A 14,259-nucleotide genomic window follows, 5' to 3' on the forward strand; every position below is an offset into this window, starting at 1 on the left:
TTTAGAGAAATCTAGCCGCCGTTGGAAGATTTCCCCTCTCCACACATCTGGGCCGCCTTCCAAATATCTCTCTACCGACAAAGTTCGATTCCCAGTATCCGGCGATGCCTCCAGGCCAAGGCCAGGCAGGCGCGTGCTGCCGGCAAGGTCGCAGGGCTGTCGCGGTACTGGGCCACCACGTCTTCAGTAAAAGGCAAACCTTGGTACGGGCCCTTCTTTCCAGGCAGAGCGTAGAGCGCCTTTCTGAGCCGCTCGGTGTTCACAAGCTCGCCCTCAAACATGCTTTTCACCATTCCTGCGAAGACCTTGTCAAATGTCTTGGCATCGAACACGCTCACCACCAGTATTTCCGGTTTCCACGTGAGTGGATACAGCCCGATGCCCAAGTAGTGCAGCTGGGCGGCACCGCCCCGTACCACCTCTTCTAGTCGGCGGTGGTCATCGGGATGCAGCCGTGGGTTGTGTTCGGCCGGATCCTGAACGTCAGCCTCGTTCAGGAACTCCTCCGCGTATTCCCGGATGATCGTGGCCCTAAGGTCGAACTCGGTTCGCGTCAACGGCCCACCCACGGTCGATGGTTGGAATTCACCGGCTGGCACCACGTGTACAGTCCCCGCAGCCGTCGCTACCCCTGTCCGCCGGTGCAGATAGAAGGTGACGTCCCGGTTGGCCCTTCGCACCGTGAGCACGTTCACCCCCGGGATCCCGCACCGCTTGGACAAGTCGAACGGGTCAGCAAGCCATTCACGGTACGGGCCCAACACTGTTTCTCCTGCGGTTTCCTCGTAGCGCTTCGCTGCTTCGAAACCCAATGGCTCGCTTGTGTCGAACGCTTCAAAGTAGGTGCCCTCTGTAAAGGTGAAAGCTGGTGAGGGGAATGGCTCTACCTTGACCAGCCGGAAAGATCTCCCGTTGAAGAAGTGGCCCGGGTGCTGGTAGTACGTCACCGCGTCCGAGTACGTAGAGGTCGCTCTGCCCGGAACGTCAGGCCAATAGGCAGCGGACTGAGACTTTGCTTCAACGATATCTTCGCGTACGGAGGTCCAATAGAGCTGAACATCAGTAAGCGGAAGCGGCTGCGAGGGAATCCATCCCTCCTTATTGAGTAGCGGAACATCCCCATCGGCTCGGAACCCCTGCTCCTCAATGGACCGATGGATGAGGTCCGGTGCCATTGCGCCGACAGCCCTGCGGATCCTTATGAAGGTCTCAACGGCGGGCTGGTGAGACATCCGAGCTCCGGACTGTCCGTGTCGAGCCTCATCCCCGGCCTGCTCACTGCGTCCTCGTGGCGGTAAAGTCACCCCACTCTGTCCCTCTTTGGCAGCATCGGCCGCCCGCCAGGCGTCCATGACAGCCTGAGTCAAAACGTGGACGTCCCGGTCTGACCCTTCTGTACACGCTTTCAGGGCCGTCGCAAGGGCGCTGATCTGCGGACGGTTCGACAGCGTCGTACCGTGAAAAATAGCCCTCACCGTTCCCATGCCGACCTTGGGGCACGACAGCTCAGCGATCCGTTGCAGAGCCGGCCGTCCTGCCTCCACGTATAGCACCCACAACGCCTCGATGAAATCCCGATGCGGCCCAGGGGGAACCGCATCCGGGCCAGGCTTTTTCAGACTCATGGGCGTCCTTCCCGGTTGCGCTCCCCGGCGTGCCCTCGTGCTCCGCCAGGAAGATTCAGCAAACCAGACCATGCCTGACATCGAATAGGCCCCGAACGAAATCAATGAGAAAATATACGTCCTGCTGGCCCCTTACCTCCGCCGAAACAGCGGGCCGTTGAAAAGAGGCACGTCAAACGCTCTCAGGTGAGATAGTCGAGTGATGACCTGGGTAATCTTCGACTTCGCTGGTGTCATCGGACAACATCAACCACAGGCAGATCGAGACGCGATGGCTGCCACCGCAGGAGTGTCGGCGGCCGATACCTTCTGGCAGGCGTATTGGGCTCATCGCGAAGGCTACGACGCGGGCCGATTCGAAGCTGCTGACTACTGGTCCACGGTGCTCGCCGACTGCGGTGAAGTTCTGGCCCCGTCCACCCTCGACCGGCTCGTCTCCCTCGATGTCGCCAGTTGGCTACACCCGAACCAGGAGACAGTCGAGCTGCTTGACGACCTGACCATACGAGGCACTGACCTGGCCTTGCTCTCCAACTGCCCAAGGGATCTTGCGGCGGCGTTGGAGACGTTGCCTTGGCTCGACAACCTATCCCGCAAGTTCTACAGCAGCCATCTGTCGATGGTTAAACCTAGTCCCGAGATCTATCTGCGTGTCGCCCAGCTGATCGGCGTCGAACCGGGTGAGTGCATCTTCGTTGACGACCGACCAGCCAACATCTCTGGTGCGGAGCAGGCGAATATGCATGGGATCGTATTCACAAACGCAACCAGACTCAGAGAAGCGCTACTGTCCAGCCTCGATTGAGCACCTGGGGATCAAGAGAACTCAGTGGACGTTAAGTCCGTTTCTGGTAGCGGCCTCGTCCGGGCTGGGTGAGGAAGCCTTGACGGAGGAGGCGTCCGAGACGGCTGCGGGTGATGTTGACGGATGCCTCGTCGGTGGGCATGCCGAGGAGTTCGTGCAGCTCACGGGCTCGGAACTCCTGGCCGGGGTGCTGGTTGAAGGCGTTCACGATGGCCTGGTAAACGCTGTTCGTCTCGGGCGCTTCGGAATCTTCTTGGGTCGGTGCGAGTTCGGCGATGACTTTCCGGGTGGTCGCCAGGTCCGTGAGTCGTGCTTCGATCTCGGCCAAGGCGGCGGTCAAGCGCCCCATCTGGTCGCGTAGTTCACCGGCCCGAGCCGTGGCCTTCTCGTGCTGCGCCTGGAGGTCTGCCAGGAGCTCGAGGATGTTCACGCAGCCAGCCCGAGGGTGTCGCGCCAGGCCGGACTCGGGGTGGTGAGGCGGCGGGTCATGTTCGCGATGGAGGCCCAGTAGACGCGCGAGGCAGAGGTGTCGGGCCGGTGATCGTACTCGCGGGCCAGACGCCGGTGCAGCATCAACGTGCCGTTGACCTGCTCCACGATCCACCTTTTCGGTTGCGGGACGAAGCCTTTGCCCTGGTCGGCCGCGTTGCGGCGGACGACCTCGACGTCGATGTCCAACAACGCGCCATGGATGAGGACTTCGTCCTTGAAGCCCTAGTCCACCAGAGCCTTCTCCAGCCGCATCCCGCACCGCTCGGCGGCCTGGTCGAGCAGGGCGGTGCCGGCGGTGTTGTCGTGGGCGGATGCGGCCAGCACCACGACGCCGATGATCAGCCCCAGCACGTCCACGGCCAGTCCCCGCTTGCGGCCCGACACCTTCTTGTTGGCGTCCAGCCCCGTCGTGGTCTTCGGGACACCCGCGGCCGCGCGCACGGACTGGGTATCGAGGATCACGAGGGACGGGTCCTCTAATCGCCGGGCTCTCTCCCGTACCTGACAGCGCAGGAGTTCCTGAATCCGCTGGTCGAGCCCGTCCTGGCGCCACAGGCCGAAGTAGTAGAACACCGCCGACCAGGACGGCAGGTCATGGGGCAGATAACGCCACTGGCAGCCCGTCCGGTTCTGATAGAAGATCGCGTTCACGACCTCCCGCAGATCACAGGATCCAGGATCTCCGGTCGCTGACCGCGCCCCCCCCCGGTCCTGTTTCCAGGCCGTGATCATCGGCTCGATCAACGCCCACTGCTCGTCCGCTAAGTCGCTGGGGTAAGGCTCTCGCTCCATGCCCGCATCTCAGCATGCACATGCCCAGCGGATGGCCCGCCCGACGATCAGTACCTCGATCGAGCGATCACGAACCGAGAAAGATCGGACTTAACGTCCACTGAGAGCGTGGTGTCTTCTCTCCCACCTTCTTCACCTCGATGGTGCGCGGGTCCACGGCTTCGCCGGGGGCGCCTTCGCGGTACAAGCCGCCGGGGAGGCTGTCGCGGTCGTGCGGGAGAAGGAAGAAAACACGGCGCTTGTAGAAGCCGCTGTCAGGGTCGGGTTCGGCCTGATCGTCCAGGAGAGCGTAGCCGACCATGCGTCCGTCGCGCGCGTAGGGGGGTTTGGTATTGCGGCGCCGGGTCTTGTCGAGGGCGTGGCGGACATAGTCGAGGTGTTCGGGGTCTTCCAGCCACACGACGTCTTCCTCGTGGGTGAGATCGCCCTCGGTCAGTAGCGAGCTCATGGCTGTAGCCCCTCCTTCGTCTGCGGGACCCGATCGCGGCCCGCCTCGTGGTGTGGTGAGCCGCCCGCTGCCGGATGTGGCCCTGCGGCTCCATGGTAAGTCGGGCGGATGCGGGTGGGTAGGCACTGCCGGGCCTGCCGGTGGCCTTCGCCGGTGTGCGGCAGTTCGCCGCAGGGGCGCGGGAGTTGGTTCATGACGGGGCATCCAGCAGGGCGAGGCCGGGGTAGTACTTGCGGCCGTTGGATTTGATCATGTCGGCGGGTGAGGCGAGGCCGACTTCCTGCCGGACGCGGGTGGCGAAGGCACGGGTGCCGGCGGGGCGGATGCCTTCGCCGGTGCTGCACCAGGAGGCGTAGGCGGTGTAGAGGAGCCCCTGCTCGACGCGGAGGTCGGGCTGGGCCTCGGTGTCGCGGGTGCAGCACTCGGTGAGGAAACGGCCGATGTGGTCCTCGGTGTTGGCGTACGCGCTCGTGGCGATACGGACGCGGTCGGGGCCTTCGAGGTTGTCCCGGGTGGTGAGGTAGCGGCGGGCGCCCTCGATGAGCCACTGCAGGATGCCGGGGCCTTCGTCGCGGACGAGTTCGAGCGCCAGGTTGTCGATCTTTCGGTGGTCGGGGACGGTCCGCTCGAAGGGCAGCAGGCGGATACGGCGCCAGAACGCGAACCCGCCGGTGGAGACCTCCGGGCGGTGGTTGCCCAGCAGCCACAGGTGGTGAGTGGGGCTGAAGGAGAAGTAGTCCTGCCACATCCTGCGCGCTTTGATCTTGTCTCCGCCCGTCAGGAGCCTGACGCGGGCCTCATCGAACTTGTCGTTGGGCTTGAGCTCGCTGCAGACGATGAGACGGCGGCCGTGGAGCTCGGTGAGTTCGGTGGAGTGCTCGGAGAACGCGCCGCGGTCCATGAGGAAGCCGGGCGGCGCGGCGTCGGCGTAGTCGCCCAGGATCTGGATCATGGCGTCGAGGAGGACGCTCTTGCCGTTCTTGCCGTGTCCGTGGAGGAAGGGCAGGACCTGCGCGCCGACGTCACCGGTGATGGAGTAGCCGAGCAGCAGGTGCAGGAAGTCGATCATTTCCTGGCCTTCGGCGTCGTCGCCGAAGGTGTCGTGCAGGAAGCGGTGCCAGCGAGGGGTCTCGGTCTGCTGGGGGGGGCGACGCTGGTGGCGCGGGAGTGGAAGTCGCGGGTGGGGTCGGGCTTGCGCAGCAGGCCGGTGTGCAGGTCGACGACGCCGGCAGGGGTGCACAGGGCGTAGGGGTCGCCGTCCAGGGTGTCGGGGTCGACGGACAGGTCCGGGGAGGCCTTGGCCTGGGTGAGGAGGGCCCTCATGCCGGTGGTCGACAGGGTGCGCTTCTTGTGGTGGTGGAGATCGCGGTTGCTGAACAGGCCGCTGGGATCGGTGTCGGGCATGTCCTCGGCCATCTCGCCCGCGGCCCACAGGGCAGCCTTCTCGCCGCCGGTGCGCTTCCACCGGTAGCCGTCCCAGGAGAACCAGCCCAGGCCTTCGACATGGCGGAACTGATCACGGTAGAGCTTCACGAACAGCTTGGCGTTACCGCGGTCGGTGAGCGTTCCGGGCAGTGGGGCCGGCAGCGCCCAGGACGGCGCCGGCGTGGTGAGGGGGGATGCGTGGGCCTGGGCGGGCAGCGCGGGCTGCTGCTGGTCCGGCTGGTCGAGGTCCAGCATCTGCTGTGCAGCGGCGGTGGCGTCGAAGCGCGGCGTCTCGGCGCTGCTCATGAACGTCCTTCGAGGTGGAGCGGGCGGGCGGACCCGGCGGCGCGCGACCCCCGGCCTGCGCCAACTGCCCGGCCGCGCCACGTGGGCGCCGTCGGCGTCCACGGACACCTCGGTGTTGGGCCCCGTGGCCGCGTCGTCCGCGTTCGCCTCGGTCATGACGTTCCCGCTCGCCGGGCAGTGGGCTTGGGCTGTGCCGAGACCGCGTTCAACCGCCGTGACCGCCAGGCGGGTCGGAAGCGCGGGTGGTTGTTCCACTGCTCGGCCATCTCGTCCAGGAGCGCGGCGGTCGCGCGGATCCGGTTGTCCCCGTGGTCCATCTCGGCGAGCATCTCCGCCAGCATCGCCCGGCTGCTGGCCAACGCGGCCGCGGCGGTCCTGGTGTGCACATGGACCCGACCGGCTGGCGGGGCAGCAGCGCCACGGCTGGGCGCTCGCTGCAAAAGGAAGTGGATGTTGATAGGCCGGACGTCCTTGCCAAGGAGCTGCCGACGGACCAGACCTTCTTCCTCGGCCACGATCCGGGCGAGCGTCCGGGCATGGACGGCGGCCAGCTCTGCGTCGTTAGCCTCTACCCGTTTCAGGGGCCTCGCGTGCCAGACCGCAAAGCTTGTCAGCACCCCAATTGCCAGGGAGATGTCTTCCAACGGCGCGCCGAGGGCAAACGCCCACAAAGTCCCAGTGAGACCGGCGACCAGCACCACCGAGATGGCCATCCGTGCGCGTTATCGCCTGCCCCGGTACCGTCCCCCGACCCGTATCACGCTCCTCATCATGCAGTACCTCTACACTCCGCGACCGAGTCTCCGCAGACATCCGAGACGACCGACTTCGACTTCGGAGCGGTGAGGCATACGCCGCGGCGTGGCTTCGCGTGCTTGGGCGGGTGACGCCTCGTCTGCGTCCCCTCAGGTTTGCTGTGTGGGCGGAAGTGCCCAGCGATGCACCGCTCCAGCGGCATCACCGGCTGCCAGGCAGGTCGCGTCGGGAGAGAACGCCAGCGCCCGGACAGGACCGGTGTCGGGTCCTGTGAGCGGCTTTGTGGTCGGCTGGTGTGCGGCGAGATCCCAGAGTTGAGTGCCGACGCTGCTGCCGGTGGCCAGGAGCGCGGCGTCGGAGGAGAAAACGAGCGCCCGGACGGGGCCGGCGTGGTGGAGCTGGCCTATTTGCCCGCGGGTGGTGGCGTTCCATAGTCGTACTGTCGCGTCTTCCCCGGCTGTGGCCAGCAAGGTGGAGGAGAACGCCACTGCGTACACCGCTCCACGGTGCCCGGTGAGTACATCGACCCCCTGCTGGCTGGACACGTCCCATAGGCGGGTCCTTCCTTCGTGGCTGCCGGTGGCAAGAAGGGTGCTGTCGGGGGAGAACGCCACTGAGTACACCGCCCTGTCCTGGCCCGTGACGAATTCGCCGGCCAGCTGACCGGTGGCGCAGTTCCACAGACGCACCGTCATATCGCTGCCCGCCGTGGCGAAGTGCTCGCCGTCGGGGGAGAACGCCACTGCGAACACCTTGCCGGTGTGACCGAAGGGCGGATCAGGGACAGGGAGTCGCGCGGCCCGGTCCCACAGCCGCACGATTCCGTCCGCGCTGCTGGCGGCCAGCAGAGCTCCGTCGGGTGAGAACGCCACCATGAGCACGGCCTCGTCGAGGCCGGTGCGGAATTCTTCGACCCATTCGCGCGTGACCGGATCCCACAGCCGCACGACTCCGTCCTGACCACCCGTGGCCAGAACACTTCCGTCCGGGGAGAACGCCAACGAGTTGTGACCGCCCGATTCGGTGGGGATCGAAAGAAGCCGTGTTGCCAGGCCTGCGGCGAGGTCCGCCCGTAGGGCGCGCCCGCCCAGAGAGAGCGTGTGGATCAGAGGGGGCGAAGTCCGAGACGACAGATCAGTCGACGCCCCCGGTGCTCTCGGGGCTCCGCTCGCACCCAGGGCCACGCTGACCGGTGAGGATTCGTCAGATCCTGATACGGGCGCATCACGAGCTGCGCGGAGGCGGCGACGGTCGCGCGGGACCGCAGCACGCAACAACGCCAGTGCTCGCCACCGCTTCCGCCACGCCATCAGATCCTGATGGGTCTCCGGCACGAGGCTGTCCACCTCGACCTCCCCCTTGGCGTTGCGGGGACTGAGCAGGACTCGGACCACGGCCATCAACTGGTCCTCACGACTCAGCCATCCACCGTTGAACGCCTTCCCCGCGGTCGCGACGGACACCATTTCTCCGGAGCCGCGTTGGATCTGTCGCAGTGACAGGTAACCCGTCTCGAAACGCAGTTCCCGTAAGTCGTGCGTCATCACGCTCATCAGGCGGTTGTACTCACCAGTTGCCGCCGCTTCTGAGATACGGCCCTCGCTCGGCGACCTCATGACCTTCACCCCCAGCAGGCGCACCAGAGGACCAGGTTAGGTCCCGCCGGCGCGGACAAGGGCAGACACCGGCGAACAGACGCAGACATCCCGGCGACTGCCCGATATGCGGGCGCCGCACCCGGTGTATGCGTCCGATCGACCTTGTTCATACTGTCCGTTACGCCTAGTAAACGATCAGCAGTTGAACCTCTACTGACCGCCATGACGACCTTGCCACCGGATTCCTCGGGCCCGACCCCACCAGCCGCTGAACGCCCTACCTACCTCGACGGGACCGTGCCGCGTGAGCGGCTGTTCGATCTGATCGCGCTGCTGATGCTCTTGACCGTCACCGCGGTGCTCTACGTACTGTTCGGCCCGAGCGCGGGCATGGTCACTGGGACGGCGGCAGGTCTGTACACCACCTACTGCCGCAGCAACTCACAGGCCACAGGCCATCGGGCGGGCAGAGATGACATGAAGTAGCCGCGATGACCGAGGGATCCCCGTGGTAACTCGCGCGCGAGCGTCTAGGGCACTTTGGTGGCCTCGACAGGAGGGCGCAGGTATCCCGCAGATCCGTCGGGCGCGGCATCCCCGAGGTTTTTGGAGCCTCTTGCTCGGGCGTAATGAGCAAGGCGAGCCGCGGGAAGCGCGACCGAAAGAAGCAGGTGGGCAACGGTCGTTCGGTTGCAGCTGGCACGTCGACGGTTGCCCCGAGGCGGCCAGCACGCTGAACATGTGCTCGTCCACGGTGCGCCCGCGCGGCGCTGACAGTCCGTCAAGGTCCTGGTTCCCACTGGCCAGCCGCGCCCGGGCAGAGGTCATCGTCCGTCCCCCGATCACCCCCGACCTGGGCCGCGAGATCGCCAGCCACCACGTGGATGCCGTCCACTTCGAGGTCCCTCCGCCCGAGCCGTGGCCGCGGCGCGGGAACTGCGGGCAGCTGAACCCGCGTCAGTGGCGGGTGACGGTGTAGCCGGTGTCGTTGACCGCGCGGGTCCACACGTCCCGGTCGAACCATTTGCTGATGTCGGGCTGCGCCTCGGTGATGGTGCGCATCCGGGCGTCCCAGTCGTAGCCTCCGGGCCCGCGGCTGCCGTCGCAGCCGGTGCACCCGTCCTCGCCGTGGATGTGGCCGGCCATCCAGGCGTTGACCGCGACGTTGACGATGACCCCGTACAGGTCGCCGCCGGTCTGGGCGAGGGTGTTCGGAACACCCGCGAGGACCAGGGCAAGTTCCGGATTGTCCAGCGGCGGCATCGGCGCCTGCCCCACCCCTTGGCGGGCGCTGCTGTCCTCGAAGGTCCGCGCGCTGTCGGCGAGGCGGTCAGCGAGCGTGCCCGCGTCGAAGTACCGCCAGGCCAAGCGCAGTTGGATGCCGAGGCGGTCGGCCACCGTGCGGATGTTCTTTTCGATGGTGTCCTCGACCATCGCCGGCGCGAGCGTCACACCGCGGTGGGCGAGCTCCGCCAGGGTCTGGGCAACGGCTTCCTTGAACGCCTTCGTGTTCCGCACGATGACAGCGTAGGGCAGCCCTACCAGCGGGCCGGCCCCCACGCCAACGGGCCACACGGGCATGGCTGTTGCCGAGGGAGGTGATGGTTCCGTCGCCTGGTAATCGCTGGCGCTCAGTGACCCCACTCAGGGCATGGGCGTGCGTGTGGCGTGCCCGAGGAGCCGGGCCACGTCCGGGGGAGCCACCGTCCATTCGGATTCCCAGGCGTACTTTTGCACGATGTCCACCAGGTGCTGCCAGTCATCGTCGGAAGGCGACGCCTCTTCGAGGTACACGACGAGATAGGTCTGCAGAGCGTCGTAGCTCGCCTCCAAGGTTTCCAGCGTGGTGGCCGCGGCCTGGGCGGACGGCCGACCGGAAACCTTGAACCAGGCACGGAACCAGGGCGCCAGAGACTCGTCGTTGATCCCAAAGGCCTGCAGAAAGGCGACGTACTGCCGGAAGTCCCGTGGGACGGTGCGGACGGTGGTGATGGCATGGGCGGTACTGCGCGGCAACCGCCTGGAGGACAGTTCCATCCTCTGTGCCCCCGGCCGCCCCTCGTACGCCCAGGCGTCGCGCAGGGCGCCGCTGAGATCGGCGACGTCCCTGACGAACTGCGGCTTGGGCCGCACACTTGACCGGCGGGAGTCCCGCTTGGCCTGCGTGACACCCTGCACGGCCTCGGAGTAGTAGATCTGGGTGATCAGGGACGGCCTCAAGTTCCCCGTGCATGCCCCCACGTACGCGAGCATCACCGGGCGAGCAGGCAGGCTTCTGCCACTGGCTGCCCGCTTGAGGTGGGCGGCCGAGTAATTGGTTCGTACGGCGAGTTCGTCGTACGAATGGCCCGCCGTACGTCGGAGCTGGCGCAGGTGCTCGGCGAGCATGCCCAGGGCGGGCACGGTGCGGTCGACCGGCGTTTCCGGGCGCGCCATCATCGCCCGCCCGTCAGTTGCCGGAGCCGGGCGTCAGCGCGGCTTTCAGCAGGCGCCGCAGCAGACTGCGTCCCCCGCCACCGCGCGGGAAGCCGACGGCGAGCAGCACTGCGACGCCAATCGCGCCAGCGGCGGCCAGCAGCGTGACGGAGTCGCGCATGCTCATGCCCGCGGCCAGTCGGAGTACGACGGCGGCCGCGACGAAGCCGAGGACCACAAGGGCCTGCGCCATTCCGATGCCGGCCGGAGCCGCCGGGCTCGGCGACGTCACGCCTTCGGGGACGGGTTCGGACGCGCGCGTGGTCGCCTGGGCGTTCTTCTGGGGCATGATGCCTCCCGAATTATTCAGAGGGCCGGCCACGGCGGCCGCCGCTCTCGCTGCTGACAGGGCGAATCCGGTGGATCGCGGGGCGGTTTGGCGTTCCGCCCCGTGCGCGATGGGGATTCGGGTGGTCCGTGGGCCGCGGGCTGTCGGCGTACAGTCCGGTGCAGTGGCGTGGGGACCGCCAGAGGCCAGACTTCCGTAACTGGAGCGTCTTCACGGACGCACCTGGCGTTGGCTCAACATCCGTCCAAGGCGGGGACTTTCCTACCGGAAGCTCTGACCTGCCGCTTCGCCTGTGTGTGAGGGATTGGCTCCAACTTTGTCCCCCCTTAACAGCACGACGGGCGCCTATTTGCGGACGCATCATGGACAGCGTCGCTCGCGCGGTCCGACGGTCCCCGCGAGCGCACCCCTGAATTGCTGCTGACACATCAATCTGGGGATCTATCGGGCCGCGATTGGCGCGCGGCCCAAGAGAGATTGGGCCGGTGGCCGCCGCCCGACAACGGCCACCGGCCCTCGTCATGCGGCCCTTTCAGCCCAACCAACGGCCTCGCCGAGTCACGCCCCACCGCGAGGTGCGGGCGAGCCCCAGCCGGACCGGACCGTGCCAGAGGTAGATGGCTGTGTCCGGGACGCCGAGAGCGCGCAGCAGTGCATCGAGCTGGAGAAGGAGCCGGACCTGGCGCCGGAAGCCAGCGGGCCAGATGCCCGCAAGCCGGTCACGGACGGTCGCCTCGGGCAGCGCGGCCCGGCGGGCCAGCACCCGGTACGGAACGGCGGTGCGGCCGCGGCGGCGCAGAGCTTCGAGGGACTGCCCGAGCGACCACATGATCACCCTCGGGGTCACTCCGGGACGGTCAACGGGAGCGAAGGGCTGCCAGATCGCCTCGGTCCTCAAGCACAACAGCTTGCCCGGGTCAACTCCGGCAACAGCCGCCAGCGCCTTCACGGTCTCCGCCGAGGGCACGCACCTGCCGCTGCGTGCCCGGCCTACCGTGGCGGCCGAGAGCGGGAGGACGGTCGCGGTGGCGTGTATGGCGACCTCGGCGTCGGTCCATCCCCGTAGTACGTCGTCCAGCGCGGCAGCGAGACGGCCTTGGGCACTGCCGGGCGGGTGGGCGGGGCGCCGGGGGCGGCCACCGCGCCGATACGGGCGCCTGGTAGAGGGGGAGAGCGGAACGGACGGGGGCATGGGGACGGTGACTCCTGACGAGGGATTGGGTGAGGGTGGAGTGCTGGCCAGCGCCGACCGCGCGAAACCAACCTCACCACCCGTCGAGGCCGTCCACAACCTGCGCAGGTTGTCCCGTGAGCGACATTCCTATATTCATCAGCGAACAGGAACTCGCATGTCACAGGGTGCGTTTGTGACATCTTCCCGAAGACGTCAGGGCCATGGCCGAGCAGCCCCAGCCGTGGCCCGAGTCCGGGTTCGTCCGTGCGGTGAGGCCAATAAGGCCGCCACCGGAATCCCCCTTCTCGGCCACGTCGTTGTGCGGCGTGCTGGATGAACTGGTCGAGGGTCTCTCGTACGGCGGCCGCGCGGGCGCTCATCTCGTCCCGGTCGACGGCGCGGTGCACGATGTTCGCTTCTACAAGGATGCGCCGGGCCTCGGCGACGAGCTCGGCGTCCTGGCCATACATGTACAGCGCAGAAATGGGGCAGCTCCGGTCGCCGCCTCCCCGCTCGACACCCGGCGTCGAGCAAACCGCACAGGCCATCGCGGACCGCTGGTAGCCCGCCGGGAGCGTGTGTCGCAGGTGTTCGGGGAGGGCCGTCGGCGGAGTGAAAAGTGGCCTGTGTCTCGTTGTGCTGAACCTGGTGGGATCTGCTGCCGCGATCCGTACGGGTCCGATAGAAGAGGGCCATGACGGCGGATGAGCAAGCGGCGTTGGCGGAGGGGATGTGGCGGGCCACTGACCTGATGTGGGCCTACCTCACCGAGGACCGGACCCGGGTCAGTGCCGGACTGGAAGGCCTGGACAGCGACCAGCTGGCGCACACACTCGCGTGGCAAGCCCGGGACCACGACTGGCTGTTCGACGACCTGGGAGAGCCGTCGATGTCCGTGCCGCTCCTGGACACGGTCGCCGCCCTGGCACCGGTGGACTGCGAGTTCATGATGACGACCGCGGTGCGTAAAGGTGTCGCTGCGGGAACGGGACTCGCCTCCAGCGGGCTGGCGGACTTCCCGCCGGCCGCCCAGATCCACGCGCTCACGGTCTGCATGGCCGTGATGCTCCTGGAAGCCCACGGACGCCAGGGAGCCCTCGAGTTCGCCGCCGCATCGGCTGACAACTACGTTCGACGCGGTCACCCACGCCCCTACCCGACCCCCTGATATCGAGAGGCCGGCGTCATGGTCCACGGGCCAGCCGACCTTGCTCATTTCCAGTTGAGATAGACAGCCCGCCCATCTGACGCAAGAACCCCTTAGCTGGTCTGGGTGGGGAGACCCGGTCGGATGCGACGATTAAGGAGCACCAGGCGTGGCAGCAGACACCCCCGACGGACTGGTTCCGGCAACAACACGTGGGCAACAGGCCCTCGATCAGATGATCGACACCCAACGCCCACTCGTGCGGAGGAACATCGCCCGGGCCCGCCAGCGCAACCCGGAGGCGAAACCAGCACAGGTCATCCGCGATCTGGAGTGGAAGTACATCAGGGACTTCGCAGGGAGGGGTGCCGTAGCCGGAGCTGTTGCGGCCGCGCCCGGCCTCAGCACGAGATCCGTGTCGGCAGGCGAGGCTCTCTCATCTCTCCAGTTGAGGACCCTCTTCGCGCTCTCAATCGCCGAAATCCACGGAGTCCCCGACGACGAGGACGAGGACGAGCGCCTGCGATTGATCGTGGAAGGAGCCGTGCTCTCCGGGATCGGCTCCGCCGTCATCCCCAAGTTCGCCGGGCGCACCGGACCGCACTGGGGGCGTCGGGTGGTCGCCAGTGTGCCTATGGCGAGACTGGATCAGATCAACGGCGTGCTGGGGAACAACTTCGTCACGAAGTACGGGACCAAGCAGGGAATCGTCGTGCTCGGCCAAGTAGCACCGCTCGGTTTCGGTGCCGCGATTGGCGGTGGCACCAACGCCGCCCTCGCCGCTCTGCACGTGCGGGCCGCTCGCCGTGTATTCGGCCCGCCTCCGACGTCGTGGCCATCGCCGACGTACAGCACGCCGCCCACGTCCGAGGACTCGCCGGGCTGATCCCTGGTGCGCATGAAGCTCACCGCCCACCGCTCGCTGGG

13 protein-coding genes and 2 pseudogenes are annotated in these 14,259 nt (G+C 66.9%); 4 read left to right on the forward strand and 11 right to left on the reverse strand.

The annotated features are described in order from the left end of the window. Window positions 1–71: 71 nt before the first annotated feature. On the reverse strand, window positions 72–1,625 hold the full coding sequence (locus tag OO70_RS55000; protein WP_158711614.1) for a hypothetical protein: 1,554 nt from the start codon (window positions 1,623–1,625) through the stop codon (window positions 72–74). Between the two features lie 202 nt (window positions 1,626–1,827). Here OO70_RS55000 and OO70_RS46835 point away from each other — a divergent pair, with 202 nt between their 5' ends. Continuing rightward, entirely contained in the window at window positions 1,828–2,430 is a 603-nt protein-coding gene (locus tag OO70_RS46835) for an HAD family hydrolase (RefSeq protein ID WP_158711615.1), read from the forward strand. Between the two features lie 31 nt (window positions 2,431–2,461). Here OO70_RS46835 and OO70_RS46840 read toward each other — a convergent pair whose 3' ends face one another. The 6 genes and pseudogenes from OO70_RS46840 to OO70_RS53290 all read right to left on the reverse strand — a co-directional run bounded on the left by OO70_RS46840 (window position 2,462) and on the right by OO70_RS53290 (window position 8,289). After that, window positions 2,462–2,860, reverse strand: coding sequence for a hypothetical protein (locus OO70_RS46840; RefSeq protein ID WP_043686593.1), 399 nt, complete (start codon window positions 2,858–2,860; stop codon window positions 2,462–2,464). Further along, window positions 2,857–3,714 (reverse strand): annotated as a pseudogene (locus OO70_RS46845) (IS5 family transposase). Before OO70_RS46845 ends, OO70_RS46840 begins: the two are co-directional and overlap by 4 nt. A 67-nt stretch (window positions 3,715–3,781) precedes the next feature. Beyond that, on the reverse strand, window positions 3,782–4,162 hold the full coding sequence (locus OO70_RS46850) for a DUF6009 family protein (protein WP_043686594.1): 381 nt from the start codon (window positions 4,160–4,162) through the stop codon (window positions 3,782–3,784). 190 nt (window positions 4,163–4,352) lie between these two features. Further along, window positions 4,353–5,893, reverse strand: a pseudogene (locus tag OO70_RS46855) (DNA primase family protein). Window positions 5,894–6,045: 152 nt separating this feature from the next. Then, window positions 6,046–6,606, reverse strand: coding sequence for a hypothetical protein (locus tag OO70_RS46860; RefSeq protein WP_043686597.1), 561 nt, complete (start codon window positions 6,604–6,606; stop codon window positions 6,046–6,048). A 192-nt stretch (window positions 6,607–6,798) separates the two neighbouring features. Then, window positions 6,799–8,289 carry a WD40 repeat domain-containing protein gene (locus OO70_RS53290; protein WP_078651843.1) on the reverse strand — a complete coding sequence of 497 codons (1,491 nt, stop codon included), beginning with the start codon at window positions 8,287–8,289 and terminating at the stop codon, window positions 6,799–6,801. A 180-nt stretch (window positions 8,290–8,469) separates the two neighbouring features. Between OO70_RS53290 and OO70_RS46870 the strand changes: the two genes are divergently transcribed. Next, a complete protein-coding gene (locus OO70_RS46870; RefSeq protein ID WP_158711616.1) occupies window positions 8,470–8,733 on the forward strand; it encodes a hypothetical protein in 264 nt (87 codons plus the stop codon). A gap of 471 nt (window positions 8,734–9,204) precedes the next feature. Here OO70_RS46870 and OO70_RS46875 read toward each other — a convergent pair whose 3' ends face one another. The 4 genes from OO70_RS46875 to OO70_RS46890 form a co-directional block, all read right to left on the reverse strand. Continuing rightward, a complete protein-coding gene (locus tag OO70_RS46875; RefSeq protein ID WP_234337105.1) occupies window positions 9,205–9,765 on the reverse strand; it encodes a hypothetical protein in 561 nt (186 codons plus the stop codon). 126 nt (window positions 9,766–9,891) lie between these two features. Beyond that, window positions 9,892–10,683, reverse strand: a complete 792-nt coding sequence (locus tag OO70_RS51545; protein WP_158711617.1) for a helix-turn-helix domain-containing protein — start codon at window positions 10,681–10,683, stop codon at window positions 9,892–9,894. Window positions 10,684–10,696: 13 nt separating this feature from the next. After that, entirely contained in the window at window positions 10,697–11,011 is a 315-nt protein-coding gene (locus tag OO70_RS46885) for a hypothetical protein (protein WP_043686605.1), read from the reverse strand. Between the two features lie 532 nt (window positions 11,012–11,543). After that, the gene (locus OO70_RS46890; RefSeq protein WP_158711618.1) at window positions 11,544–12,203 is read right to left on the reverse strand and encodes a hypothetical protein; all 660 of its coding nucleotides are present in this window, start codon (window positions 12,201–12,203) and stop codon (window positions 11,544–11,546) included. Between the two features lie 676 nt (window positions 12,204–12,879). Here OO70_RS46890 and OO70_RS46895 point away from each other — a divergent pair. Both OO70_RS46895 and OO70_RS56420 read left to right on the forward strand, forming a co-directional pair. Further along, window positions 12,880–13,353: a hypothetical protein gene (locus OO70_RS46895; protein ID WP_043686610.1), complete on the forward strand. Its 474-nt coding sequence runs from the start codon at window positions 12,880–12,882 to the stop codon at window positions 13,351–13,353. A 148-nt stretch (window positions 13,354–13,501) separates the two neighbouring features. Then, window positions 13,502–14,218, forward strand: coding sequence for a hypothetical protein (locus OO70_RS56420; RefSeq protein WP_043686613.1), 717 nt, complete (start codon window positions 13,502–13,504; stop codon window positions 14,216–14,218). The last annotated feature ends 41 nt before the right edge of the window (window positions 14,219–14,259 follow it).

The sequence above is a fragment of the Streptomyces xylophagus genome (genome assembly GCF_000716435.1).
Lineage (GTDB): Bacteria > Actinomycetota > Actinomycetes > Streptomycetales > Streptomycetaceae > Streptomyces > Streptomyces xylophagus.